Annotated in this window: 24 protein-coding genes, 1 tRNA gene, 1 pseudogene and 1 riboswitch; of the genes and pseudogenes, 14 read left to right on the top strand and 12 right to left on the bottom strand. The window is 72.7% G+C overall.

All coding sequences use genetic code 11. The annotated features are described in order from the left end of the window. Positions 1 to 240 precede the first annotated feature (240 nt). Entirely contained in the window at positions 241 to 612 is a 372-nt protein-coding gene (locus tag C1A33_RS24145; protein ID WP_101833616.1) for a DUF4326 domain-containing protein, read from the top strand. 516 nt (positions 613 to 1,128) lie between these two features. After that, positions 1,129 to 2,553: a pyridoxal phosphate-dependent decarboxylase family protein gene (locus tag C1A33_RS24140; protein WP_101833615.1), complete on the top strand. Its 1,425-nt coding sequence runs from the start codon at positions 1,129 to 1,131 to the stop codon at positions 2,551 to 2,553. Positions 2,554 to 2,832: 279 nt separating this feature from the next. On the opposite strand, the gene C1A33_RS24135 is transcribed toward C1A33_RS24140, so the two are convergent. The 4 genes from C1A33_RS24135 to C1A33_RS24120 form a co-directional block, all read right to left on the bottom strand. Beyond that, on the bottom strand, positions 2,833 to 3,474 hold the full coding sequence (locus C1A33_RS24135; RefSeq protein WP_101833614.1) for an NAD(P)-dependent oxidoreductase: 642 nt from the start codon (positions 3,472 to 3,474) through the stop codon (positions 2,833 to 2,835). Positions 3,475 to 3,992: 518 nt separating this feature from the next. Beyond that, positions 3,993 to 4,079 (bottom strand) — tRNA-Ser (locus tag C1A33_RS24130). A gap of 10 nt (positions 4,080 to 4,089) precedes the next feature. Beyond that, complete coding sequence (tadA, locus tag C1A33_RS24125; protein ID WP_101833613.1) at positions 4,090 to 4,605, bottom strand: tRNA adenosine(34) deaminase TadA; 516 nt, start codon at positions 4,603 to 4,605, stop codon at positions 4,090 to 4,092. Positions 4,606 to 4,758: 153 nt separating this feature from the next. Further along, complete coding sequence (locus tag C1A33_RS24120; protein ID WP_101833612.1) at positions 4,759 to 5,250, bottom strand: tRNA adenosine deaminase-associated protein; 492 nt, start codon at positions 5,248 to 5,250, stop codon at positions 4,759 to 4,761. Positions 5,251 to 5,694: 444 nt separating this feature from the next. Between C1A33_RS24120 and C1A33_RS24115 the strand changes: the two genes are divergently transcribed. The 3 genes from C1A33_RS24115 to C1A33_RS24105 all read left to right on the top strand — a co-directional run bounded on the left by C1A33_RS24115 (position 5,695) and on the right by C1A33_RS24105 (position 8,566). Further along, complete coding sequence (locus tag C1A33_RS24115) at positions 5,695 to 6,945, top strand: MurT ligase domain-containing protein (RefSeq protein ID WP_101833611.1); 1,251 nt, start codon at positions 5,695 to 5,697, stop codon at positions 6,943 to 6,945. Next, complete coding sequence (locus C1A33_RS24110; protein WP_101833634.1) at positions 6,942 to 7,742, top strand: type 1 glutamine amidotransferase; 801 nt, start codon at positions 6,942 to 6,944, stop codon at positions 7,740 to 7,742. Before C1A33_RS24115 ends, C1A33_RS24110 begins: the two co-directional genes overlap by 4 nt. Positions 7,743 to 7,912: 170 nt before the next feature. Next, the gene (locus tag C1A33_RS24105; RefSeq protein ID WP_341477263.1) at positions 7,913 to 8,566 is read left to right on the top strand and encodes an alpha/beta hydrolase family protein; all 654 of its coding nucleotides are present in this window, start codon (positions 7,913 to 7,915) and stop codon (positions 8,564 to 8,566) included. A gap of 717 nt (positions 8,567 to 9,283) precedes the next feature. Here the strand turns inward: C1A33_RS24105 and C1A33_RS24100 are convergent. The 3 genes from C1A33_RS24100 to corA form a co-directional block, all read right to left on the bottom strand. Further along, positions 9,284 to 10,384, bottom strand: coding sequence for a C40 family peptidase (locus C1A33_RS24100; RefSeq protein ID WP_207770469.1), 1,101 nt, complete (start codon positions 10,382 to 10,384; stop codon positions 9,284 to 9,286). 5 nt (positions 10,385 to 10,389) lie between these two features. Next, positions 10,390 to 10,569: riboswitch (cyclic di-AMP (ydaO/yuaA leader) on the bottom strand. 490 nt (positions 10,570 to 11,059) lie between these two features. Beyond that, positions 11,060 to 11,443 carry a hypothetical protein gene (locus C1A33_RS24095; protein ID WP_101833609.1) on the bottom strand — a complete coding sequence of 128 codons (384 nt, stop codon included), beginning with the start codon at positions 11,441 to 11,443 and terminating at the stop codon, positions 11,060 to 11,062. Between the two features lie 429 nt (positions 11,444 to 11,872). Next, positions 11,873 to 13,210, bottom strand: a complete 1,338-nt coding sequence (corA, locus tag C1A33_RS24090) for a magnesium/cobalt transporter CorA (RefSeq protein ID WP_423748136.1) — start codon at positions 13,208 to 13,210, stop codon at positions 11,873 to 11,875. A gap of 188 nt (positions 13,211 to 13,398) precedes the next feature. Between corA and C1A33_RS24085 the strand changes: the two genes are divergently transcribed. Further along, a complete protein-coding gene (locus tag C1A33_RS24085; RefSeq protein ID WP_101833631.1) occupies positions 13,399 to 14,112 on the top strand; it encodes a PhzF family phenazine biosynthesis protein in 714 nt (237 codons plus the stop codon). 48 nt (positions 14,113 to 14,160) lie between these two features. On the opposite strand, the gene C1A33_RS24080 is transcribed toward C1A33_RS24085, so the two are convergent. After that, on the bottom strand, positions 14,161 to 14,538 hold the full coding sequence (locus C1A33_RS24080; RefSeq protein ID WP_243407893.1) for a hypothetical protein: 378 nt from the start codon (positions 14,536 to 14,538) through the stop codon (positions 14,161 to 14,163). A 181-nt stretch (positions 14,539 to 14,719) separates the two neighbouring features. On the opposite strand from C1A33_RS24080, the gene C1A33_RS24075 reads away from it, so the two are divergent. The 6 genes from C1A33_RS24075 to C1A33_RS24050 all read left to right on the top strand — a co-directional run bounded on the left by C1A33_RS24075 (position 14,720) and on the right by C1A33_RS24050 (position 20,062). After that, complete coding sequence (locus tag C1A33_RS24075) at positions 14,720 to 15,463, top strand: hemerythrin domain-containing protein (protein ID WP_243407892.1); 744 nt, start codon at positions 14,720 to 14,722, stop codon at positions 15,461 to 15,463. A 148-nt stretch (positions 15,464 to 15,611) separates the two neighbouring features. Further along, positions 15,612 to 16,808: a PP2C family protein-serine/threonine phosphatase gene (locus tag C1A33_RS24070; RefSeq protein ID WP_101833607.1), complete on the top strand. Its 1,197-nt coding sequence runs from the start codon at positions 15,612 to 15,614 to the stop codon at positions 16,806 to 16,808. Positions 16,809 to 16,821: 13 nt separating this feature from the next. Beyond that, positions 16,822 to 18,426 carry a sensor histidine kinase gene (locus C1A33_RS24065; protein ID WP_101833606.1) on the top strand — a complete coding sequence of 535 codons (1,605 nt, stop codon included), beginning with the start codon at positions 16,822 to 16,824 and terminating at the stop codon, positions 18,424 to 18,426. Then, positions 18,423 to 18,863 carry a response regulator gene (locus C1A33_RS24060; RefSeq protein WP_101833605.1) on the top strand — a complete coding sequence of 147 codons (441 nt, stop codon included), beginning with the start codon at positions 18,423 to 18,425 and terminating at the stop codon, positions 18,861 to 18,863. The genes C1A33_RS24065 and C1A33_RS24060 overlap by 4 nt, the downstream gene beginning before the upstream one ends. Positions 18,864 to 18,912: 49 nt before the next feature. Next, positions 18,913 to 19,572 (top strand): TIGR03085 family metal-binding protein, encoded by a 660-nt coding sequence (locus C1A33_RS24055; RefSeq protein WP_101833604.1) that lies wholly within the window; start codon positions 18,913 to 18,915, stop codon positions 19,570 to 19,572. A gap of 10 nt (positions 19,573 to 19,582) precedes the next feature. Then, positions 19,583 to 20,062: an NUDIX hydrolase gene (locus tag C1A33_RS24050; RefSeq protein ID WP_243407891.1), complete on the top strand. Its 480-nt coding sequence runs from the start codon at positions 19,583 to 19,585 to the stop codon at positions 20,060 to 20,062. A 30-nt stretch (positions 20,063 to 20,092) separates the two neighbouring features. Here C1A33_RS24050 and C1A33_RS24045 read toward each other — a convergent pair whose 3' ends face one another. Then, the gene (locus C1A33_RS24045; RefSeq protein WP_101833603.1) at positions 20,093 to 21,427 is read right to left on the bottom strand and encodes a glycoside hydrolase family 26 protein; all 1,335 of its coding nucleotides are present in this window, start codon (positions 21,425 to 21,427) and stop codon (positions 20,093 to 20,095) included. A 462-nt stretch (positions 21,428 to 21,889) separates the two neighbouring features. Here C1A33_RS24045 and C1A33_RS24040 point away from each other — a divergent pair, with 462 nt between their 5' ends. Both C1A33_RS24040 and C1A33_RS37035 read left to right on the top strand, forming a co-directional pair. Further along, complete coding sequence (locus tag C1A33_RS24040) at positions 21,890 to 22,549, top strand: CD225/dispanin family protein (RefSeq protein WP_101833628.1); 660 nt, start codon at positions 21,890 to 21,892, stop codon at positions 22,547 to 22,549. 6 nt (positions 22,550 to 22,555) lie between these two features. After that, complete coding sequence (locus C1A33_RS37035; RefSeq protein WP_243407890.1) at positions 22,556 to 23,023, top strand: CD225/dispanin family protein; 468 nt, start codon at positions 22,556 to 22,558, stop codon at positions 23,021 to 23,023. Here C1A33_RS37035 and C1A33_RS24030 read toward each other — a convergent pair. From C1A33_RS24030 to C1A33_RS24020, 3 genes and pseudogenes are all read right to left on the bottom strand, one after another. Then, the gene (locus C1A33_RS24030; RefSeq protein ID WP_341477264.1) at positions 22,992 to 23,288 is read right to left on the bottom strand and encodes a hypothetical protein; all 297 of its coding nucleotides are present in this window, start codon (positions 23,286 to 23,288) and stop codon (positions 22,992 to 22,994) included. The genes C1A33_RS37035 and C1A33_RS24030 overlap by 32 nt on opposite strands. Before the next feature lie 52 nt (positions 23,289 to 23,340). Next, positions 23,341 to 23,514 (bottom strand): annotated as a pseudogene (locus tag C1A33_RS24025) (molybdopterin-dependent oxidoreductase); the annotation flags it as partial. 3 nt (positions 23,515 to 23,517) lie between these two features. Next, the coding region (locus C1A33_RS24020; protein ID WP_207770468.1) for a CD225/dispanin family protein at positions 23,518 to 23,967 on the bottom strand (450 nt) is incomplete at its 5' end.

Below are 23,967 nucleotides of genomic sequence, written 5' to 3'. Positions count from 1 at the left end.
CGTCGGAATACGGGTTGTCGGATTCCGTGTCGCCGTTGCCGGCGCTGGAATTCGGTGAGATGAACGGGCAGTGTCCCATCGCTGGCGTGTCGCTTACCCGAAGGTGAATGTCTGAGGTGATCCGGATGTTGACGGGTGGTTTCCGCGGCGCGTGGCGGGGACATCCGTGGTGGCTCCGCGGCGGGGCCGGCCGCGCCCAGGGCGGCCGGTGGCGTGTCCCCGCGGGGGAGGGAGGGTGCGATGACCGCGCCGCGTGTCCATGTCCGACTCTCCCGGGCGGCCGGCTGGCGCAAGCCCGACGACGTCGTCGTGGTCGCCCGTCCCACCCGGTGGGGCAACCCGTTCGACCAGCGGGAGATGGGCCGGGACCGGGCCATCGCCCGCTACGCCGCCTGGATGTCGGGCGACGGGCCGGACGAGTGCCGCGACCGGGCCGGCCGGCGCTACTCCCGGGCGGAGCGGCTGGCGGAGCTGCCGGCGCTCGCCGGCCACCGGCTGGGCTGCTGGTGCCCGCCGGGCGAGCCGTGCCACGCCGACGTCCTGGCGGCCCTCGTCGCCGAGCACGAGGGTGCGGCGCCCTCGCCGCCCGTGGGATCGCGGCCGGCCGGTTGACGGTACGTCGTGGCCGGGTGGCCCTGCGCTGTTCTCACGACAGTGCGGCATGGTTCGGCGGGCCCCGGCACACCCGGGGCCCACCCACGGCCGGCAGGCGGGCGAAAACGTCGTCAAGGCGACAGATTCGGGGAGGATTGCCCTGGGATACGGCCCCTGTCCGAGCCCTGGAGCGGGGAGGAGCCCGTAATTCTGGCGGGCCGGTCGCGCACCCGGGCGTCCTTCATGGCATGCTCGGATTCCAACGGCATGAAGGCATCGCCGCCGGGTCGCCGTATCGTTGTGGACGACCGGTCAGGCGATGCGCGCGGTATCTGTCCGTCACGTGGCGGATGGGCCCGGATCAGCCGTTCAGCGTAGCGTGAGTCCTCATCGTGGAGGTTCGTTGTGAAGCGTGTCGGTGCGATCATCCTGCTGGTTGCGCTCGTGGGTGGCGGCTTCCTCTTCAAGCGCCAGCGCGGCCGGTCGGAGGCGTAAGAACCGGGGTCTGCTCTGGTCGGTCGAGTTTCCGTCGACGTGCACCAGTTTGACGCCGAGACGGCCGATCTGCTGCGGGCGGTGTTCGACGTTACCCGGCTGCGGCTCGGGTTCGATCCGGTTCCCCTCGATGGTCCGGCCTCGCCGGCGGAACTGACCGCCCGCGCCGGGCCGACGATCACGCCGGAGGGTATCGGCGGTCGCCGCGCGCTGGAGATCTTCGACGAGGTGCTGGCCCGGGCCTGCATCTCCGCCGATCATCCGCGCAATCTCGCGTTCATTCCGGCCGCGCCCACCCGCGCGGCGGTGTTGTTCGACCTTGTGGTCGGCGCGTCGTCCATCTACGGCGGGAGCTGGATGGAGGGCGCGGGCGCCATACACGCCGAGAACGAGGCGCTGCGCTGGCTGGCGGATCTGGCCGGCCTGCCCGCCGAGGCCGGCGGTGTGTTCGTGCCCGGCGGCACGGTCGGGAACCTGTCGGCGCTCGCCGCCGCCCGCCACGCGGCGCGGGAGCGGCTGGCGGCGGCCGGATCACCGCAGCCGTCGCGGTGGCGGTTCGTCTGCGGCGAGGAGGCGCACTCCTCGCTCTACCAGGCCGCATCCGTCCTCGACGTCGACCTCGTGGCCGTCCCGTCCGGTGTGGACGGCCGGCTGACCGGCTCCCGCCTCGCCGCGGCGCTCGACGCCATGGCAGAGGCGGCGCCACCCCGGACCGGCCCGCCCGTGGGAGGCGGCTGCGGCGGGAACGCGTTCGCGGACGGTGTGTTCGCCGTGGTGGCGACCGCGGGGACGACCCAGTTCGGCATCGTCGACGACCTGCGGGGCATCGTCGAGGTGGCGCGCGGGCGCGGTTTGTGGGTGCACGCGGACGGCGCGTACGGCCTCGCCGCGCTCGCCGCCCCGTCGGCACGCCCGCTGTTCGACGGCATCGCCGAGGTCGACTCGTTCATCGTCGACCCGCACAAGTGGCTGTTCTCGCCGTTCGACGCGTGCGCGCTGGTGTACCGAGATCCCGCCGTGGCGCGCGCGGCACACAGCCCGCAACGGGCCGGATATCTCGACGTGCTCGATTCGGCGGCGAACTGGAATCCGTCCGACTACGCGATCGGGCTGTCGCGGCGAGCCCGCGGGTTGCCGTTCTGGTTCTCGCTCGCCACCCATGGCACCCACGCCTACGCGAACGCGGTGGAGACGACCCTGGCCACCGCCAGGTCCGCGGCCGAGCAGATCGCCGCCCGTCCCGACCTGGAACTCGTCCGCCCGCCGCAGCTGTCCGTCGTGGTGTTCCGCCGGCGTGGCTGGGACGAGGTCGACTATCACCGCTGGAGCGGCAGTCTGCTGCGGGCCGGATTCGCGTTCGTGCCGCCGACCCGGCACGACGGCGAGACGGTCGCCCGTTTCGCCATCGTGAACCCGCGGACCACACCCGGCGACATCGAGGCGATCCTCACGACGATGTCCTGAGGGATGTCCTGAGGGATGCCTTGAAAGATGCCTTGAAGGATGTCCTGACGGACGTCCTGAAGTCCTGAAGGATGTTCCGCGGGCCTCGACGGCGCCCGCGGAAACGGCCGGAAAACGTGAATGGCCCGGGCGGCGCGGAGCGGACGGGCGAATTGCCCTGTCCACCCGCGCCACCCGGGCCGGCGCACCGGTCAACCAAACCGGCATCGTCGACGGGGCCGCCGGTGCGCCGTGTCACCCGTGGTCGCCATTGGCCACGGGATGGCACTCAGCGTGGGTTCAGTTGCCCACCGTGATGCGCCGGTTGCGGTTGCGTGGCCGCTCGATCTCGTCGACGACCGCGATCGCGAAGTCCTCGTGCGAGATGCCGACCTGGCCCTGGGCGTCGACCACGGGACGGTCGGTGCCGGTGCGGTAGGCGCCGCGGCGCTGGCCCTGGCCGACGTTGCGCGGCGGCGGGGCGATGGCGACCCACCGCACGTTGCGGGCCCCGCGGTAGACGTCGAGCGCGTCCGCCTGGTCGAGCGCGTCCTTGCGCTCGGCCGCCGGGAAGTCGGAGCCGTCGACGAGCCGCTGACCGTTCTCGTCCTCCAGCGTGCCACCGCTGGAGACGTGCACGATGGCCGGGGCCTGCTCGCCGATGCGGGGCAGAACGTCGACGAGGGTCCGGGCCGCGTTCGCGTGCACCGGACGGTCGACACCACCCACGGCGACGACGACGGCGTCCGCGTCCTGTGCCAGCCGCTGGACGACGTCCCGCGACGTGACGTCACCCTCGACGCCGTTCGCCTTGCGGGGGAGCTTCTTCACGCGGGCGGCGTCGACCTCGACCGCCGTGACCTCGTGCCCCCGCCGAATCGCTTCGTCAGTGATGCGGCGTCCGATCTGACCCGCGGCACCAAAAATGACGATCCTCGCCATGCCATTGCCTCCGACTCATCGGTCGTGCGACTGATGGACAGTCCTGCGACTAGCTGGCTCCGGCGTGCGTTCACCGGAACCATGGTCAGTAATGAATTACTGCCCGGGCTGACTATTTCACGCTGCGTAGTCGCCGCAAGTTGACGAGGGGGAGCTGTCTCGCCCACCCGGGGTGGGACGGGCTGTCGCCCGCCGCGGGCGGGCGGGCAGGCGGGGCGGGCGTGTACCAGGCCGTGACCTTCGAGTGCCTGGCCGCGGCGAGTCGTGACAGCGTCTCGGCAGTTTCACAGCGGCCCGTGTCGCATATTCGGGGCAGAACGGACAGGGAGCCGCGTGTTCGCGACACGGCGTCGCTGTCCCCTGCACGCACCTTCCCGCCTGCGGGAAGTACGCCCGCTATGCGGCTTACGGGAAGTTGGCCGTGGAGATCACGCCCCCAGGGCGTGGCCTAGGGGACGCCCGAGACCCAGCTCGTCGTCTACCGGTGGCGAACGCCAGGCCTGGACCTGGCGGATGGGCGGTGGAGGTGGGATTTGAACCCACGGAGGGGTTGCCCCCTCACACGCTTTCGAGGCGTGCGCCCTCGGCCACTAGGCGACTCCACCGTGGATGAGCTTACCGGACGCCCAGAGCGTCCGGTTCGCCGCCCCCCTCTGATGGCGTCGGCGGCTCGGCGAGCGGCGCCCGGCCGGCGGAGTCCGGGCGGCGGTCAGCGAAGAAGGAGGCGAGCAGGGCACCGCACTCGTCGGCGCGGACGCCGGCGATCACCTCGGGGCGGTGGTTGAGACGGCGGTCGCGCACGACGTCCCACAGGGAGCCGACCGCGCCGGCCTTGTCGTCGAACGCGCCGTAGACGAGCCGGTCGACCCGGGCCAGCACGAGCGCGCCCGCGCACATCGTGCACGGTTCGAGCGTGACGACGAGGGTGGCGCCGGCCAGCCGCCAGGCGCCGACCGCGCGTGCCGCCGCCCGCAGCGCGATCACCTCGGCGTGGGCCGTCGGGTCGCCGTCGCGCTCGCGCGCGTTGTGGCCCGCTCCCAGCACCGTGCCGTCGCCGGCGACGACGACCGCCCCGACGGGCACGTCCCCATGCGCCAGCGCCAACCGTGCCTCGGCGAGCGCCAGCCCCATCGCCGCGTCGTGGCGACCCCCCGCGATCGTCGCCGTCACGAGCCGTTCCCGGGCACGCTGGTACGGGGGTGCGTTCTCACCCGGGTGGGCGTCCCCGGACGGGTGGACACGTCCTCGTCCTGGCGGGTGCCCATCACGGCGTGGTGGAGCGGATCAGCCACGGGCGTCGTCGAGGATCTCCCCGGCGCCGGCGCGCTCGCTCAGGGCGCTGATCAGGTCGGCGGGGAGCATGCCCTCCTCGCTGATCAGCTCCAGCAGCGCCTCGGCGGACGTGCCGAGGTCGGCGAGCAGGTCCAGGTCGCCGACGGGGGCGGCCTGGGTGAGCGCCGAGGCGTCGTCGTCCTCGTCGTCCTCGGTGAACGCGGCCATCGACGGCAGGGCGTCGGCGAACAGGCGCTCGGCGAGTTCGGAGGTCACGAGGACCCGGCGATCGGACAGGAAGACCTTGGTGTCGGGATCGTCGGCGCCGAGGCGGACGACCGCGAGGTACTCGTCGTCCTCCTCCAGGAACGCCACGATGGTGTCGTCTCCGAAGTCACGCATCGCGTCGGTGAGGTCGTCGAGGTTCTCGGCGTCCGCCGGGTCGATGTCGTGCACGGACCAGCGGCCGTGCTCCCGCGCGATCGCGACTGCCTTCGTGGTCACTGTGCGCCCTCACGTCCTTTCCGTGCCCCGGGTGCCCGGCCGACCGGGACCGCGGGCCGCTCGCGGACCCGTAGGCGGGGCGGCGCGTCCCCGCCGAGCCCGCTGCGACTGTTCCGCCTGTGATTCTCGCCCCGCGCGCCGGTCCTGGGAATTCCGGTTCACCCCGTCGGGTGAGTTCTACCGTGCCACCGAGTCGATTCCCCCACCGAGGTCCGGTTGACACCCGCGGCCGCAGCCGCGAGGTGACTATCGGTGTCCCCTCCTGCGGGGACGGACGGTCATCCTCATTCACCTGCGGTGATGGAGACGGCGAAAGGGGACGTCCGGGGCGGGACACCTCCTCGGCCGACCGAAGCCGGCAACAGCGGCAAGTGTGAGGTTTCCGAACGACAGGCGGGGGTGGCCTTCGCAGCCCACCACCCTCGTGGCACTGTAGAAAGCGCGATGACGACATCATTCCCGCGCAGGTTCACCGCCAGGACCCAGGCCGCGCTCGCCGTCGAACGCCTGGCCGCCGAGGCGTCGCGCCGCCTTGGCCGCGGTTCGGGGGAGATGATCGGCGGCAAGCTCGCCCTGCGGGTCTCCCCGGAGATGCTCGCCGAGGTCGGTTCCCACCGGCCCAGTGCCTGCGTGTCCGGCACGAACGGCAAGACGACGACGACCCGGCTGCTCGCCCGGGCGCTGGGCACCCTCGGCCCGGTCACCTCGAACAGCGGCGGCGCGAACATGGCCCCGGGCGTGCTGGCCGCGCTGTCCCGCCCGCCGTTCGACGCCGCGGCGGCCCTCGAGGTCGACGAGATGTGGCTGCCGAAGGTCGCCCGGCAGATCACCCCCCGGGTGGTGCTGCTGCTCAACATCAGCCGCGACCAGTTGGACCGGTCGAACGAGACGCGCCGCATCGCCGCGATGTGGCGGGAGCTCGGCGGCGAACTGCCGGAGACGACGGTCGTCGCGAACGTCGACGATCCGCTGGTCGCCTGGGCGGCCGCCGGCTGGCGGCGCCAGGTGTGGGTGTCGGCCGGCCAGAACTGGACGGCGGACGCGATGGTCTGCCCCCAGTGCGCGAAGCTGCTGTACCGCAACGAGAGTGGCTGGTGGTCCGAGTGCGGCCTGGCCCGCCCGGAGCCGATCGTCGCCGTCACCGGCCCGCGGGAGCTGCTCTGGTACGGCCGGACGATCCCCGCCCGCATCGACCTGCCCGGCCGGGTCAACCTCGGCAACGCGGCGATGGCGGCGGCGGCCGCCCGCGAGTTCGGCGTCGAGGTCGAGGCGTCGCTCGGCGCGATGACCGGCCTTGGGGACGTCCAGGGCCGCTATCAGGAGGTCGTCCTCGGCGAGCCGGGCCGGCGGGGTCGGCTGCTGCTGGCGAAGAACCCGGCCGGCTGGGTGGAGATGATGGAGCTGCTCGCCGACGCTCCGCCGCGCCCCGTCGTCATCGACTTCAACTCGCAGACCGCCGACGGCCGCGATCCGTCCTGGATCTGGGATGTTCCGCTCGAACGGCTGCGCGGCCGCCAGGTGCTCGTCACCGGCGAGCGCAAGGAGGACATGAGCGTGCGGCTCGCGTACGCCGAGGTGGCGCACAGCCTGCATCCCAGCGCCGAGGCCGCCGCGCTCGCGGCGAACGAGAAGGTGGTCGACGTGGTCGCCAACTACACCGCGTTCCGTGACCTGCTGGTCCGGTGCTCCCGGTGAGGGGCGTCTCGGCGACCAGGATCGCGCTGATCTACCCCGAGCTGCTCGGCACCTACGGCGACGGCGGCAACGCCATCGTGCTGGCCCGCCGGCTGCGCTGGCGGGGTCTGCCGGCCGAGGTGGTCAACGTTCCCGCGGGCTCCCCGGTGCCCGACGGGTGCGACATCTACCTGCTCGGCGGCGGCGAGGACGCGCCGCAGGTGCTCGCCGCCGACGGCATCCGGCAGAACCGGGCCATCCTGCGCGCGGTCGGCGGCGGCGCGGCCGTCCTGGCCGTCTGCGCCGGCTACCAGGTGATCGGGACCAGCTACCCGTCCGGCGGGCGGATCCACGAGGGCCTCGGCCTCGTCGACATCGAGACCCGCCGCTCGTTCGGCCCGCCCGACGCCGCGCCGCCCCCGCGCGCCGTCGGCGACATCGTCGTCGAGCCGGACCCGCGGCTCGGCCTGCCTACCCTGTTCGGGTACGAGAACCACGGCGGGCGCACCCGGCGGCTGCCCGGCGCGGGCGGCTTTCCGCTCGGCATCGTGCGCCGCGGCGTCGGAGACGGCTCCGCCGCCGGCGGGGGGGAGGCCGGCGGCCGTGCGGACGACCACGGCGGCGCTCCCGGCACCGACGGCATCGTCGACGGCCGGGTGATCGGCACCTACCTGCACGGACCGGTGCTGGCGCAGAACCCGGCCCTCGCCGACCTGCTACTCGGCTTCGTCCACGGCAGTGCGCTGCGGCCGCTGGACGGCCCGCCGGAGACGGTGGCGCTACGCGAGGCCCGCCACCGCGCGCTGGTCACGCCCTGACGCCCTGACGCCCCATGCCCCTGCGGCCCCATGCCCCTGCGACCCATGCCCTGACGCCGCACGCCCAGATGTCCCACGCCCTCGCCGCCGGCCCACGACGGGCCGGCCAGGGCGTCATCTGATCACGCGTTTGCGGCGTTTCCCGGCGGGCGGTGTGGTTCGGTTGGATCGTGGCATCGAATCCCCTTGCCGGCTGGTGGGGCAAGAACAAGCGAACCGTGTACATCGTCGCGGCGGTCATCGTCGTGCTGTATCTGTTCATCGGCAACAACGGTGGCACCAAGACCAAGCGGGTCACCATGCCGAAGGAGTACGGCTCGGCGGGGCGGGAGCTGCTCGTGCACGCACCAGGCCATCCGAAGAACCCGATCCCGCTCGTGCTGATCCTGCACGACGACAACGCGGCCGCGAAGAACCTTGACCATGACAGCGGCGCGGGCTCCGTGGCGAACAGCGAGGACTTCGCGGTCGCCTATCCGGAGGCGGTCGGTGGACTGTGGCGCATCGACGGGCCGGACAGCCCCGACGCCCAGTACATCCGGGACGTGGTCAGCTTCGTCGCCGGCAGGAAGAGCAAGATCGACCTGAACCAGGTGTACATCTGGGGCGTCGGTGAAGGCGCCCGGCTCGCCCAGACGACCGTCTGCGGCGGCGCGAAGCCGGTCTTCGCGGCCGTCGGCGTCGTCGGGCAGTTCACCCAGGAGCCGCAGTCCCCCTGCCCCGCTCGGGCCCCGCAGGAGCGGGTGGCCGAGACGAAGTGGAACAAGAAGGTCAGCGAGGCGCTGTGGAAGGCGTCCGAACCGCACCGCCTGCCCACCGCCTGACGGCCCGCCAACAGCCCGTCCAGGCCCGCGCCGTACGGATGTGGGCCGGGCGGGCCGAGCGGCTGGCCTGTGACACCTGGGTTCTGTGACCTGGGCGCACTGTCACACCTGGGCGCACTGTCACACCTGGGCGCACTGTCACACCTGGGCACACCGTGATGACGGAGAACGGGGTCCGTCGATGCCGCCGGGAGGGGGGTAGCGGCATCGACGGACCCGCGGCCGTGGCTCCCGAAGGCCCGCCGGCCTTCCGCTGCGGATGGGGGGGGAATCCGAGGGAAGGCCGGCGGGGTCGGGGGCCTTCCGGCCGGACGGACGTCAGATGGGGGGGAGATCTGACGTCCGTCCGGCCGGAAGGAGACGCGACTTCGGCCGGGGTCAGGCGCAGGCACGGTCAGGCGCAGGCACGGTCAGGCAGGCACGGTCGGGCACGGCGAACTACGGGGACGGCGTGAGGCGCCCCGCGGGACCAGGCGGACCGTGATCAGGCGGGCGGTGTCAGGGCCCGGCCGATGCTCGTCCTGGGCGGTACTCGTCCGGGTCAGCGGCGATGGTGACCCACACGGCGAAGAAGCGACGCCTACATGGAGTGGCGGGCGTCAGAGCGCATGGCGGCGAGCGCCGAGGCGCCGAGCCGGCGGCACGGACTCTGTCTGGTGGTCGCGGCCGGAGGGGGGAGGCCGCGACCCGGGAGTCTGGGACGCCGGGGAACGGCTCCTAGAGGACTCGGCCGACGTAGTAGGAGGTCGTGTAGATCTTCTGGAGCTTCACGACGTCACCGGTGTGCGGCGCGACCCACATCTTGCCGTCGCCGGCGTAGATGCCGACGTGGTAGATGTTGCCGGGCGTGCCGAGGAAAATCAGGTCGCCGGGCTGCTTGTTGTACATCGAGACCCGGGTAGAGGCGGCGAACTGGGCGTCCGTCGTCCGCGGCACCGTCTTGCCGAGCTGCTTGTAGATGTACTGGACGAGGCCGGAGCAGTCGAAGGAGCTGGGCCCCTCGGCGCCGTAGACGTAGGGCTTGCCCGCCTGCAGCGAGGCCAGGTAGACGGCCTTCTCGCCGATGGAGCTGGTCGGCACCGGCACCGAGACGTTGACCTCGGGGGTGTCGACCCGCACGCCGGCGCTCCGCGAGACCGAGGCGGTCGGCTGCGGGGCCACCGTCAGCGTGGCGTCGTTGGACGAGCGGGCGGACTGCAGGGCGTCGGTGCCGTCGAAGATGGCGGTGACGCTCGTCGTGGTGAGCACCCGCGCCGTGTAGGAGGCGTAGCCGCGCGAGTCCGTCTGCAGGTGCTTGAAGGTGGCCCACCCGGTGGGGAGCTTCACCTGGACCTTGACGAGCTGGTTCGCGAGCGGCTCGTTCGTCGCCTGGTTGTACAGCGAGAACCCGACGTTGATCGCCTCGTTGGCGTCAACGGTCTGCTGGGGGGTGGTGCTCCGCAGACCAACCTGGATCTTGCCGGACAGCGGCGGCGCGTCGACGCCGTTCGTCATGCCCAGCGTCGCGCCGGAGGTGCCGCCATGGGCACTCACGGCCGCCGCGGCGATGCTGCCACCCAGGGCGGCGCGCGAACCGATCTGCGCGGCCAGGGTGACCGGAGCCGTGTTCGTCGACTCGTCCGAGGGGGCGGCGGCGTGAACGTCAGTGGCGCAGCCGGCCAGGGCCACCCCGGAGACCGCGACGGTCCCGGTGGTCATCGCGGCGAAGGCGCGAGCGCGGGCCCTGCTACGGGCGACCGGCGCGGTGGACGGGGCGCGGTGACGGCCGCGACCTGCGATCCGCGAATCTTCGTCGAGCTGCACGCTTTGCGCGGACAACGGTGTATTCCTTCCCGTACGCCTGCGAAGTGAGCTGTCGGGTTCGGGCTGGGCTTGCCCGGTCCGAGGGCGTGACCTTCACGCGCCTCGGACTTCACCCCTAGACCGGCGCCGCGGATCGGTGCCAGCCGGTGGAGGTGGGTCCCCCGCTCCTGCCCCATGTGACGACTCGGAGGGGACACCGGGGCCGGGGGCAGGATTCGGCGTTCGGCCCGGTGTTGTCGTGACGTCGGCGTGAGACTAGTCCACTTGGAGGGGGTGGGTAAACACTAGTCCTTCCCAACTACAGCCAGTGTGCGCTGATGTGCCCGCCGCGCGAAGCCCTCTCCCAGTCTGGCTACCGCTGTCCCGGATCGGCCCCCCATCCCGAAAAACCCTTCCTGTCCTGCGGTTCTGGCGGGCATTCGAGGGCCTGGGAGGGATGCGGAGAAGGGGGTGAACGAGAGTGCCACCCCGGTCGTGCGGCTTCGGGTTGAGTCGGTTCGAGAACAGAAAGTAATTGCTTGCCGCGGGCCCGCCGCAGCGTCTCGGGGCGTCCAGGACGCCGCCGGAGGCGGGTTCGGCGAAGGGCGGCCCGGCCCGAGGTCGCCGCGGATCGTGACGGAGGGATCGCCGAAAGGTGACGCGGGCGGGTGGATGGCTGCGGCGGCCCGGCAGGGCGCGGTGGCCCGGGAGTCAGCGCCCCCGCGCGCGCCGGCTGAGGAAGCCGGCGGCGTCGAGCACCTGAAGCTCGACGGCGAGCTCGTGGACCTCGCGGGGCAGCGACCGGTGGTGGCGCAGCGCGGTGACGGCGGCGCGGGCGCGGTCGGCCAGCTCGTCGAGTGCGTGCTGGCGCTGGCGCATGCGGGCCCGCTCCTCCTGGATGGTCCGCACGGTGTCCTCCTGCCAGCGCCGGGTCCGCACGAGGTGCTCGCTGGCGTCCTTGGCCTGCTGCTCGGCGTCCTCCAGCCGGCTCAGGAGCGTGTCGAGGTCCTCAAGGCGGCTCGCGAGCTCGGCGATGAGGTCGCCCCGGTCGGGGAGGGTGGCGGTCTCTCGCCGCTTGGGGTCAGACGAGGGCATGTACTCCCCTGGCGGGTGGGGGGATCGGTGGGGACCACACCGAGCGGCAGGCACGCGTCCCGGCTGCTCCGACACGGTTGGTTACGGTAGCTGACGAAGGTGGCCGGGTGTAACCCATCGTACGGATACGTCATGACTGTCAACTCATGGCAAGAAAGAGCTATGGGTCGGCTACCCGCGCCAGCGATTTTAGGGCTTATAGCACCCAACATGTTGTTTCTATGGACATTTGCCCGATCTCGCGCCACTCACACCCAACGAGCCGACGCGGCGGTGAATGCCGCCGGGCCGGCCGTCTCGCACCCGGTCCGGCGCACTGTCGGCAACCTATCACCGTGTGTGACAGATCGGCCGGTTGCCGCGGGTCGGGTGGGGCTGCCCGCGGCCCGCGACCGGACCCGCGCCGCCCGTGTGGGCGGCGAACACGTCCTACAGCCAGCCGTTGCGCTTGAACGCCCGATAGAGAAACAGGCAGGCCACGGCCATCAGCGTGAGAACGGCCGGATATCCCCAGGTCTGGCGCAGTTCCGGCATGTGCTCGAAGTTCATTCCGTAGATTCCTGCCAGGGCGGTGGGGACGGCGGCGATCGCCACCCAGGCGCTGATCCGGCGCATGTCCTCGTTCTGCGCGATGGTGAGCTGGGTCAGGGTGGCCTGCAGAACCGACGAGAGCAGCTCGTCGAAGTGCGAGATGCGCTCACTGACCTGTTCAAGGTGGTCGGCGACGTCCCGGAAGTACCGCCGCATGGCCACGTCGATCATGCGCGGGCTGTCCGAGGTGAGCGTGCGCAGCGGCCCGGCCAGCGGCTGGACGGCGTGCTTGAGCTCCAGCAGCTCCCGTTTCATCTGGTAGGCGGTTTCCGTGGACGGAGCGCGTTCGCGCCGGAACACTCCGGCCTCGATCTGGTCGATGTCGACCTGGATCTTTTCCACCGTGTCCACGTAGTCGTCCACGATGCTGTCGCAGATCGCGTGCAGCACCGCGGTGGGACCGTGCCGCAGCATCTCCGGGGCGGCCTCCAGCCGGCCCCGCAGCTTCGTCATCTCGCCATGCTGGCCGTGGCGCACCGTCACGACGAAGTCCTCACCGAGAAAGATCATGATCTCTCCGGTGGTGACGACCTCCGAGGTTCCGGTGACCTCCGTGTGGGCGACGTAGGTCGTCGTCTTGAGCACCATGAACAGGTGGTTCTCGTAGTACTCCAGCTTGGGCCGCTGCCCGCCGGTGACCGCGTCCTCCACGGCGAGCAGGTCCAGCCCATACTCCTCGGCGACCGCCACGAGCTGCTCGTAGGTCGGCTCGAACAGGCCGAGCCAGGCGAAGCCGTCGCGCTCCGTCCGGGCCAGGCGCAGCGCGTCGCGGTGGTCGACCTCCGTCGTCACCCGCTGCCCGTGGCTGTAGACGCCGCAGGCCATCACCCGGCCGTCCGGGGTCGCCGGGATCTCGACCCCCCGGGGCCGGCGGCGCTTGCGGCCGACCCGCACCAGCGACACCGCCGGCCGGCTCAGCGCGCCGGCCAGGCGGTGCGCGTTCGCCGAGGCGTGTTCCAGGGCGTCGAGGACGGGATGCTCCTCGCCCCGCCCGGGCCGCGGCGGACTCCCGCCCGGCGGACTCCCGCCCGGCGGACTCCCGCCCGGCTGGTCCGTGCCGGCCTGGTCCGTGCCGGCCTGGTCCGTGCCGGGCGGGGCCGCGCGGTCACCGGGTGGCTCCGCCCGCGTCGTGTGCGTGTGCGTGTGCGTGTGCGTGTGCGTCGCGTCGTCTCGCACGCTCGCCTCTTTCCCTCGCTCTTTCCCCGCTGCCCGACCGGCCTGACCCGATCTGACCTGACCTGGGCCTAGCCTCATGGTGGCAAGGCGCTGGCCGGCATCGCGAGGTGATCCACGGCTCGCGATGTACCCGGATGCCCGCCGACTGTGCCAGCGTGGGCGGGGAACGCCGGCGACGGGAGGGTGAGATGACCGAGACAGAGGTTCGCAGGCTGCGGGTGTTCACGGACGAGACCGGCGCCGCGGGCAGTCTGCTCGTCGTGGTCCTCGACGCCGGCAAGCGGTTTCCCGAGCCTGATGAGCGGGAGCGGATCGCCCACGGTCTCGGCCTGCCGGCCACGGTGTTCGTGGACGATGCCGAGCAGGCGGAGCTCGCGGTCTACACGCCCGGCGGGGAACTGCCGACCGCCGGCGACGCCCTGGTCGGCGCTGCCTGGAAGCTCGGGCGCATCCTCGGTGGCCACCCGGCGGTGCTGCGCCCCACCGGCGGGGACGCGGCGAGCTGGCAGGACCAGGGCCGGGTCTGGGTTCGGGTGCCGCTGGCCACCGTGCCGCCCTGGAGACATCGCCAGCTCGCCGACGCGGCCGCGGTCGACGCTCTCACCCTGCCCCGCCCGGTCGGCGAGGATCTCGAGCAGGTCTGGGCCTGGCTGGACGAGCCGGCGGGCATCGTGCGGGCCCGGGCCTTCGGCTCGCGCCACGGGGTGGCCGAGGACGAGGCCTGCGGCTCGGCGACGATGCTGCTCGCCGTCACGCTCGGGCGGCGGCTGACGGTCCACCACGGCGCCGGCTCGATCGTGCTGGCGGCGCCCGGACCGGAGGGCTTCGCGGACGTCGGCGGCCTCGTCGTCGAGGACGAGCGCCTCGTCATCGACGACGTGGAGGGGTTCCTCGCCCACTGAATGGCCCGTCCCGCCGTGGAGACCGGCCCGCTGATGGGTCCCCGCGGGTCAGGTGGGAGACGCGGCGGGCGCGCGCAGCCTGCGGGTCCACGCCCCGGTCACGATCTCGCCGCGCGCGTCGATGATCGCCCAGTCGACGAGGTCGTCGCTGTGGATGCGCAGCGGCAGGCCCATCCGGATGTGGGCGAGTGACGGGTGTGTGCCGTCGGTGAGGCTGCGCCCGCGCAACAGGGCGGGGTGCGGCCAGCTGGACACCCGGGCCCAGGGCCACTCGACCCCGTCCGGCACCGTCACCTGGTGACGGACGATCAGACTGCCCAGAGGTGGCAGGTCGTGGCCGACGAACCGGCGGCGCGCCCCGGCGAGGCGCGAGCGAGCGGCGAATACTGCCTGGTCCCGGGCCATGGGGACGTTACTGGCAACCATGGGGGCAATCGTAGTCGAAACCTCTCTCACGGTAGACATCCCGGCGGACGTCTCGCACGGTTGGTCGGGATATCATCACTCTGTGTAGCTGATTCCAGAGTGCGATCTTGATGTCGAAGGCGTACCTTGGCCGTGTTGGCGACCCTGCGTAGATATCTGGTGTCATTCCGGTGAGGTGATCATGGTTGAGGCCTTGACGACTCTGGTGGACGCGGCGCACAAGGACGCCCGTCACCTCGTGGAGCTGTCCCGTGAGCACGGTGACGCGGCCGGCGCGCCGGACGCCCCGCCGAGCGATCCACGGCAGGCCCTGCACGCCAGCGACGCCGCGGTCGCCGCCATCTCCGCCCACCTCAGCGCGATGGAGGCCGTCGTCTACCCGGAGCTCGCCCGAACGGTGCCCGGCGGCCGGGCGCGGGTCGCCGAACTCGGCCGGCTGGCCCGGCGCTGCTCGTCGGTGATGCGCGGCATCGAGCAGTACGTGCAGGGTGACCTCAACCATCCGCCGGACAGCGTCGCCAGCCTGCGCCGGGACCTCGCGGCCCTGCTCGCCGAGCACGCGCGAGCCGAGGACGGCCTGCTGCGCGAGCTCGACGAGCGGCTCTCGGATTCCGAGCGGGCCCGCCTGCACGAGCGGTTCGCCGACGCCATGCGCCACGCCCCCACCCGTCCGCACCCGCACCTCGGCCACGGCGGGATCTTCGGCGGCCGGCTCGCCATCCGGCTGCTCGGTACCTTCGACCACGCACTGGATGTGATGGATGCCCGCGAGGTCGCTGGCGCTCCGGTGCGAGCCCCCGCGCCCGCCGGCCTATGGGGCTGGTACCTGCTGGGCCGGCCGACCTCGCCCGCCCCCGAATGGCAGACTCCGGGCCGGGCCGCGCCCGCGGATGATCCCGCTCGGCGCTCCGCCGGGCTGACCTGAGGGTGAAAGTGTGCTGACCTTGGTCGGGTAGCCGTGGGACCGGGCAGCCCGTCCGCCATTTCGCTGCGCGCGTTCGCCCCTCGCCATGCCATGCTTCGGGTCCAGGTTGGGCCGGTATGGCCCGCACGTCGTGCACTGCCGAGGAGATGTGAGCCGAACCGAGAGCGCCGCGGTCCGTGCGCCCCAGCCCAGGCCGGCAGAGGTGGTCTGGCCGATTCTCCTCGTCGAGGACGATGACGCGGATGCCTACCTGGTGTCCGAGCTGCTCGACGAGGCCGCGGCGCCGGTCGAGGTGACCCGGGTGCGCACCGTGGCCGAGGCGGTGCGGGGCAGCGCCGGCACCGCCTGCGTCCTGCTGGACCTGGGCCTGCCCGACAGCGAGGGCCTGTCCGCCCTGAAGCGGCTGCTGGAGGTCGAGTCCGGCGCCCCGGTCGTCGTGCTCACCGGCCTCGTCGACGAGTACCGGGGCGCGCAGGCGGTGGCCGCCGGCGCGCAGGACTATCTGGTCAAGGGCCAGGTCGACGGGCGTGACCTGGTGCGCGCCGTGCGCTACGCGATCGAGCGCAAGCGGGCCGACACGGCCGCCCAGGCCCTGCGCGAGTCGGAGCTGCGCGCCCACGAGCGGGCCCGGCTCGAACGCGGCCTGCTGCCCCGCCCGCTCTACGACGACGACCGGCTGCGCCTGGCCGCCCGCTACCGGCCCGGCCGGCGCCAGTCCCTGCTCGGCGGCGACTTCTACGACATGGTGTCGACCCCCGACGGCACGGTGCACGTGCTGCTCGGCGACGTCTGCGGGCACGGGCCGGACGAGGCGGCCCTCGGGGTCAGCCTGCGCATCGCGTGGCGCACCCTGGTGCTCGCCGGGGTCGACGAGGCCGACCGGCTGGGGTATCTCCAGCGGGTGCTGGTCAGCGAGCGGGAACACGACGAGATCTTCGCCACCGTCTGCGCGCTGTCGATCGCGCCCGACCGGGCGAGCGCCCGCATGCGCCTGGCCGGCCATCCGCCGCCGGCCCTGCTGCACCCGAGCCTCGCCGCGCTGCCGGGCGGCGTCGTCGGCCCCGCCCTGGGCATCCTCGACGAGGATCTGACCGAGGAGGTGCTCGTCGAACTCGGCCCCGGCTGGGCGCTGCTGCTGGCCACCGACGGCCTGCTGGAGGGCCGCGACGGCCCCGGCGGCGAGCCGCTGGGCTGGGAGGGCGTGCTGCCGGAGATCGCCCGGCTGTGGCCGGAGACGGGGCCGGAGGCGCTGCTCGACGACCTGATCGACCGCGTCGAGGCCCGCAACGGCGGCCCGCTCACCGACGACGTCGCCCTCATCCTGCTGCTATGGGGAGCCGACTGATGGGGATCGGCTGATGGGGATCGGCGACCCGGCGGTGGGCGGCTGGCCGCTGCGCCGGCGGCTCGGCGTCACCTACACGGTGGCGGCGACGGTGATGCTCGTCCTCGTCGGGCTGGTGTCGTGGTCGCTGATGCGCCTCGACGACGCCATCCACACCCGCAGCGACGTGCTCGCCCCCGCCCTGCTGAGTTCCACCCAGCTCGTCGGCAGCCTGGTCGACCAGGAGACCGGGATGCGCGGCTACCTGCTGCAGGGCAGCGAGGACTTCCTCACGCCGTACAACACCGGGCGCACCGTGGAACGCGCGCGTATGGACGATCTGCGCCGCCGCCTGGCCGACCAGCCGGACCTGTTGGGCCGGGTCGCCGCGCTGGAGGCGCGCATCCGCGCCTGGCACGTCGACTACGCCGACCCGGCGATCACCGCGGTGCGCGCCCGCGGCCCGGCGGCGGCCCGCACCGTCCCGCTCGAGCTCGGCAAGACCCGTTTCGACGCGGTCCGCGCCGCCGCCACCGACCTCGAGTCCGGGCTGCGTGCCCGGGCGGCCACGGCCCGCCGGGAGGTCAACAGCGCGCTGCGCTTCCTGGTCATCGCGCTGGCGATCACCGCCGCGGCGCTGGTCGCCCTGCTGAGGCTGATCGCCTGGGCGCTGCGCAGCTGGGTCACCCGCCCGATCGAGCAGGTCGCTGCCAACGCGCGCACCGTCGCGTCCGGTCATCTCGATCACATCGTCGAGCCGACCGGGCCGCCGGACATCGTGGCGCTCGCCGCCGACGTCGAGTCGATGCGCCAGCAGCTCATCGGCGAGCTGGGCGTCGCCCGCTCGGCGCGCAGCGCGGTCGAGGCACAGGCCGAGGTGCTGCGCCAGTCCAACCGGGATCTGGAGCAGTTCGCCTACGTCGCCTCGCACGACCTGCAGGAGCCGCTGCGCAAGGTGGCGAGCTTCTGCCAGCTGCTGGAGCGCCGCTACGGTGACAAGCTCGACGAGCGCGGCACCCAGTACATCGCCTTCGCCGTCGACGGCGCCAAGCGGATGCAGCAGCTCATCAACGACCTGCTGGCCTTCTCCCGGGTCGGGCGCACCAGCGAGAGCTTCGTCGAGGTGGAGCTGGGTGAGCTGTTCACCCGGGCCACCACGACCCTGTCGATGAGGATCGAGAGCCTGCGGGCCGAGGTCACCGCGGCCGAGCTGCCGACCGTGCGGGGCGATCCGGTACTGCTCACCCAGTTGCTGGTGAACCTCATCGGCAACGCGCTGAAGTTCCGCGGCGAGGCGCTGCCGACGGTGCACGTCGGGGTCGAGCAGCGGGCGGACGAGTGGGAGTTCTCCTGCGCGGACAACGGCATCGGCATCGATCCCGAATATGCTGAAAAGATCTTCGTCATCTTCCAGCGCCTGCACGGCCGCGAGGTGTACGAAGGCACCGGCATCGGGCTGGCGCTCTGCCGGAAGATCGTCGAGTTCCACGGTGGGCGCATCTGGCTCGACGCCGAGGCCCGCCCGGGCACCACGTTCCGGTTCACCCTGCCCCGCCATTCGGTGCTCGTCCCGATGACCGAGCCCGCCGCCCTGGTCCACGGGGACGGCACCGTCAGTCCAGCCGGAGGAACACCGTGACCGAGCCGATCGTCCCGGTCGAGGTACTGCTCGTCGAGGATGACCCCGGCGACGTCCTCATGACCCGGGAGGCGTTCGAGGAACACAGGCTGCGCAACCACCTGAACGTGGTCAGCGACGGCGAGGAGGCGCTCGCCTACCTGCGCGGCGAGGGCCGCTACGCCGGGGCACCGCGCCCCGACCTGATCCTGCTCGACCTCAACCTGCCGCGCCGCGATGGCCGGGAGGTGCTGCGCGAGGTCAAGAACGACGAGCGGCTGCGGCGGATCCCGGTGGTGGTGCTCACCACCTCCGAGGCGGAGGAGGACGTGCTGCGCAGCTACGACCTGCACGCCAACGCCTACATCACGAAGCCCGTCGACTTCGAGCGGTTCGTCGCCGTCGTCCGCCACATCGACGACTTCTTCATCACCGTCGCCCGCCTGCCCGGGCAGTAGGACGCCGCGCGAGCCACGTTTCCGGCCATGCGTCGCCTAGAGTGCGGACATGGCCACCGGACCGCAACCCGTGACCCGCCGCGCCCGCCTGCAGCGCCAGGCGCTGGCCGAACTGCTCGGCGAGCTGGGCCCGGGCCATCCCACCCTCTGCGCGGGCTGGACGAACCACGACCTGGCGGCCCACCTCGTGGCTCGGGAGCGGGTGCCCTGGGCCGCGCCCGGCCTGCTGATCCCCTGCCTGCACGGCCTCACCGAGCGGGCTGAGCGGGCCACGATGCGCGCCCACACCTACCCGGAGCTTGTCGAGACCTTCCGGTCAGGCCCGCCCTGGTGGCAGCCGAGCCGCATCGGCCCGGTCGACGACGCGACGAACCTCATCGAGTTCTTCGTCCACGCCGAAGACGTCCGCCGCGCCGGCGCCGGCTGGGAGCCGCGGGAGCTGGATGCCACCAGCCGCGACGCGATGTGGGCGGCGCTGCGGCTGGTCGGGTTCGCCGGGTTCCGCCGCGCCGGCGTCGGAGTCGTCGCCGAGCGGGTCGACCGCCCCGGGCGGCGCACCCTGCGTTCCGGCCCGCCGGCGGTGGAGATCGTCGGCCTGCCGGAGGAGATCGTGCTCTACGCCTTCGGCCGCGGGCGGGTGGCCCGGGTCGAGCTGCGTGGCGACGATGCCGACGTGGAACGCCTGCGCGAGGCCCCCGTCGGCCTGTAGACACGACAGCGTGCCGTCGCGAACCCGCCGGGCCGCGCGAGTCGTGCTCGTCGACCCCACCGACACGATCCTGCTCATCCGCTCCCACGACCCGACCCTCGAGGCCGCGCCGCAGTGGTGGCACGTCCCCGGCGGCGGCCTCGACCCCGGCGAGACGCCGGCGGCGGCCGCCGTCCGCGAGGTCTTCGAGGAGGTCGGCTACCGCCTCGACGACCCCGGCCCGCCCGTCGCCACCCGCCGGGCGTCCTTCACCTACCTGGGCGAGGACTACCGGCAGGCCGAGACGTTCTACGTCGCCCGGGTGCCGCGCCGGCTCGTCCTCGACCCGTCCTCGTGGACGGCGACCGAGCAGCGCTCCATCCTCGGCTGGGCCTGGTGGAGCGTGCCCGACCTGCGGGCGACGACGGAGACGGTGTACCCGACCGGGCTGGTGCGTCTGCTCGACGACTGGCTCCGGTCGGGCCCGCCGGCCAGGCCGCGGCGCCTGTGACCCCGCGGCTGACCGGCGTCGGACCCACGGCTACCAGAGGGAGGCGTAGGTCGCCGCGCCGCTCGGGTTCTCGTTCGGGTTGACCAGCGAGGAGTGGACGTTGCCCGCCTGCGAGTCGTTGAAGTACGTCTCGTAGGCCAGCACGTCGCTGTTCGCCTTGAACGTGTTGTACATGTTGCGGATGTAGACCGGGTTGTCGCCGCCGGCCGCCCCGGCCCGGCCAGCGCCGGTGTCGGACTTCGAGACCAGCCCCCACTCCGGCACCGAGAACTGTTTGCCGTGCTGCCGGGCGAACCTGATCACCGAGCACAGTCCGGTGTCGGCGTTGCACTGCTGGCTGAAGGCGGCGTCGCTGGTGCTCGCCGGCCACTGGTCGTAGCTGTCGATCCCGATGATGTCGACGTAGGCGTCGCCCGGGTAGGCCGTGAAGCCGCCGGGGCTGTGGGCGTTGAGGGCCCAGTCGATGCGCGCCTGCGGGTCGGTCGAGCGGATGGCGCTCACCACCTGCCGGAAGCAGTTGATCCAGGTGGTGGTGTTGGTCTTCGAGACCGACCAGGGGAACCAGTTGCCGTTGAACTCCCAGGCGAGCCGGACGATGCTCGCCGGGCGGCCCTTGCTGACCAGCCAGCGGCCGAAGCTGGCCCACTGGCTGGAGTAGGCGCCGTTCGCGCACGAGTTCATGTCGCCGCCGCCGTTCGGGAAGAACGGCTGTGAGATGACCCAGGTGCCGTTGAAGGTCGAGAACTTCTCCGGGCCGCTGCCGATCCACGGGTTGGTGATCGTCTGCCAGCTCGACCGGTCGGAGAAGGTGTTCACCACGTTGACGGGCGAGCCGCGGAAGGCCTCCCAGGCCCGCACCTGCGTCATCGAGCCGGCCGAGACGCCGCTCATCCCGCCGGGGACGGCGCCGCCACCACCGCCGGCCGGCACGACCGGCGCCGCGGGCGGCGCAGGGGCCGGAGGCTTGGTGGTCGTGGCCGGCTTGGGAGCCGTGGCGGGCTGCGTCGGCGTGATGCCGCCGCCGGTCCCGCCGGTGCCCACGCCGATCGGGCTGGCGCTGGGGGAGGGTGAGCCGCCGACGGCCGTGCCTGCGGTGGCGCCGGGCCGCGGCCGGGCGGTGGAGGTGGGCTTCGGCTTGTGGTGGCGCTGGTGCAGCCCGACGGCGGCCGCCTCGACGGTGGCGGACCCGCCGTCGTCGTGGCCGCTGGGGGCGAGGTTCCAGCCGAGCCCGGCGGCCAGCAGGGCCAGCACGCCGAGCGAGGCGATCCAGGCGGGGTGGTGCGGACGGCGACGGCGCCCACGCCGCGAGCCGGCGCGGGTTCGGGGCGGACTGGGGCTGGGTGTGCCCTCCGCTCGGTGTCTCACCGCGGTATCCCTCCGTGCGTGGCGTGTCGGCGTCAGAACCCCCCCGGGTCCTCGCTTCGAGATCGAAGCCGTTGACCTCCATGTCGCGCAGCGGCCAGAGATGTGTGGGTCAGAGATCCATGGGGCGGATGCCGGGGTACCCCCTCGGTGTCCCGACGTCCTGCCTGGTCAGATATGGCCAGACATTACACGGCCGAATTCCCGCCTGCTGTCCCAGGTCGGGCCATATGGTCGATTTGTCCGGCTCGATAGGCTGTGAACTGTGTGTAGCCCTTGTTCCGTCGGTGTGTTTCGGTGTTCATCCGAGATTCGGGGGCCCTCGGCGGGACTCCCGCGTCACCCCGTTTCCGCCCGTGTCGCGGGACTGGGACGGAGCCGGGTTGACCGGCCCCGGTTGTGCCACAATCGGCTCCGCTCGACAGCTCCACCAACATCCGCTACGCCGACATGCAGGAGCGCCCCATGTCCCAGCCCCCCGAGTACCCGCCGGGCGGATATCCCCAGGGCGGCTACGGTCAGGACCAGGGCGGCTACAACCAGGGCGGCGGCTACGGCCAGGGCGGTCAGGACCAGGGCCAGGGCGGCCATGGCCAGGGCGGTTACGGCCATGGCCAGGGCGGTTACGAACAGGGTCAGGGCGGCTACGAACAGGGTCAGGGCGGCTACGAACAGGGTCAGGGCGGCTACGGTGGTGCCCCCGGCTACGGCCCGCCGCCAGGCGGCTATGGTGCCCCCCAGGGCTACGGGGCGCCCCAGGGTTACGGCGCGCCGCAGGGCTATGGCGCGCCGCAGGGCTACGGAACGCCGGGCGGGTTCGGCCCGCCGCCGCCGTTCGGGCAGCCGATCCCGAACTATCTCTGGCAGTCGATCGTCGTGACGGTGCTGTGCTGCCTGCCCGCCGGCGTGGTGGCCATCGTCTTCGCCACCAAGGTCGACAGCCGTCGCGCCATGGGCGACATCGACGGCGCCCTGGACGCGTCGAAGAAGGCCCGGACCTGGTGCATCGTGTCGGCCGGCGTTGGCGTCGCGGTGACCGTCCTGGCGATCATCCTCGCTGTGGTGGGCGCGTTCGGCGCCAGCTCGGACTCGGCCTACTCCACGCTCGGTCCCTTCGCCGGCTGAGCCCCCGTGCCGCCCGACCCCGACGCCGAGCCGTCCCGCTGGGCGGATCCGCCCCGCGGCTCCTGGGCGTCTGATGAGGACGTGCCGACGAGCGAGAGCGCCCAGCCGACAGCGGACGCCCAGCCGACAGCGGACACCCAGCCGACAGCGGACACCCAGCCGATCGAGGGGACGGTGTTCCCCGCGGGTGCGGGGATGGGCGAGCCTGGCGCGGCCGAGCGGCCGGTGCGGACGTACCTGTGGCAGTCGCTGGTCGCGACGCTGCTGTGCTGCCTGCCCACCGGTGCGATCGCGCTCGTCTACGCGGTGCTGGCGCAGAACCGGCTGCAGACCGGGGACGAGTACGGGGCCCGGCAGGCGTCGGCCCGGGCCCGGCGCTGGTGCCTGGTGTCGCTCGTCGCCTTCGTCGTCGTCCTGCTCGTCTACGTCGTCGCCGTGGTGATCATTGTGGCGATCGCGCGGGACCGGCACTGACCTGCCCGCCGGCCTCCGGTGCGTCCACCGGCGCCGGCGACCAGGCGGGATGGGCCCGTGCGGCCCAGGTGGCGGGAACCATCCCGGTGCGCATCCCGACCAGCGCGACCGGGTCACGCGCGGCCATCCACACGTGGCCGGGCACCCCGAACAGCAACCCGTAGGCGAGCACGTCGTGCACGAACGTCGTGCTGGTGCGGTCGGCGACCGGCAGCCCGCGCAGCGGCCCCGCCCCCCACTGCATGATCACGCCGGTGGCGAGCATGACCAGGACGCGGCGCTGAGCCCGGCGGCCCGCATCGGTACCGGCAGCTCTCGGTGTAGCTTCCGTCGAACGAGCGGAAGGTCAGCGCCCGTGCCGCCGGCTGGACGCCGACGGCGGCGAGCAGGTCGCGCAGCAGCACGCCGGACCAGCGCACCCCGCCGACCCGCCGAGTACGACGCGTCGCCCCACCGGCGAACCGTCGGATGCCACCCGTCCAGGAGAACACCCGTCAGCCGCGGTGCCCGCCGCCGGTCGCGGCGAGCGCGGCGAGCAGGAGCATGCCGGCGGCGGTCGCGGCGAGGGACCAGGCACGGCCGCGCCGCGCCACCCGGCGTGCGCCGGGGACGTCGCCGCGGGCCAGATGGTCGGCGGCGCGCAGGGCGTGTAGCAGGCCGAGCGCCCCGACCGGCGCGCACAGGATGGTGGCGACGATCGACAGGCCGAGATGGTCCCGCACGCGCTGGCGGTCGTCCCGGCGCGGCGCCCGCCCGTCCGGCTGACCCGCCGAGACCGAGCGGCCCTGGTCCACCGTGGCCGCCGGCTGGGGCTGGCGGACCGGGCGAGGGTAGCCGGTGGCGAAGTGGTTGCCGCTGGCGGAGAAGCAGGCGACCGGGCCGGCGGCACCGCGGGCGGGGACGGTCGCGGCCGGCCGGGGCACCGGCGGGCCGCGACCGTCCCC

The organism is Frankia canadensis, from assembly GCF_900197875.1.
GTDB classification, from domain to species: domain Bacteria; phylum Actinomycetota; class Actinomycetes; order Frankiales; family Frankiaceae; genus Frankia; species Frankia canadensis.
Note: the sequence above shows the minus strand (reverse complement) of the source record. Positions and strands in the feature narration are given on the sequence as shown.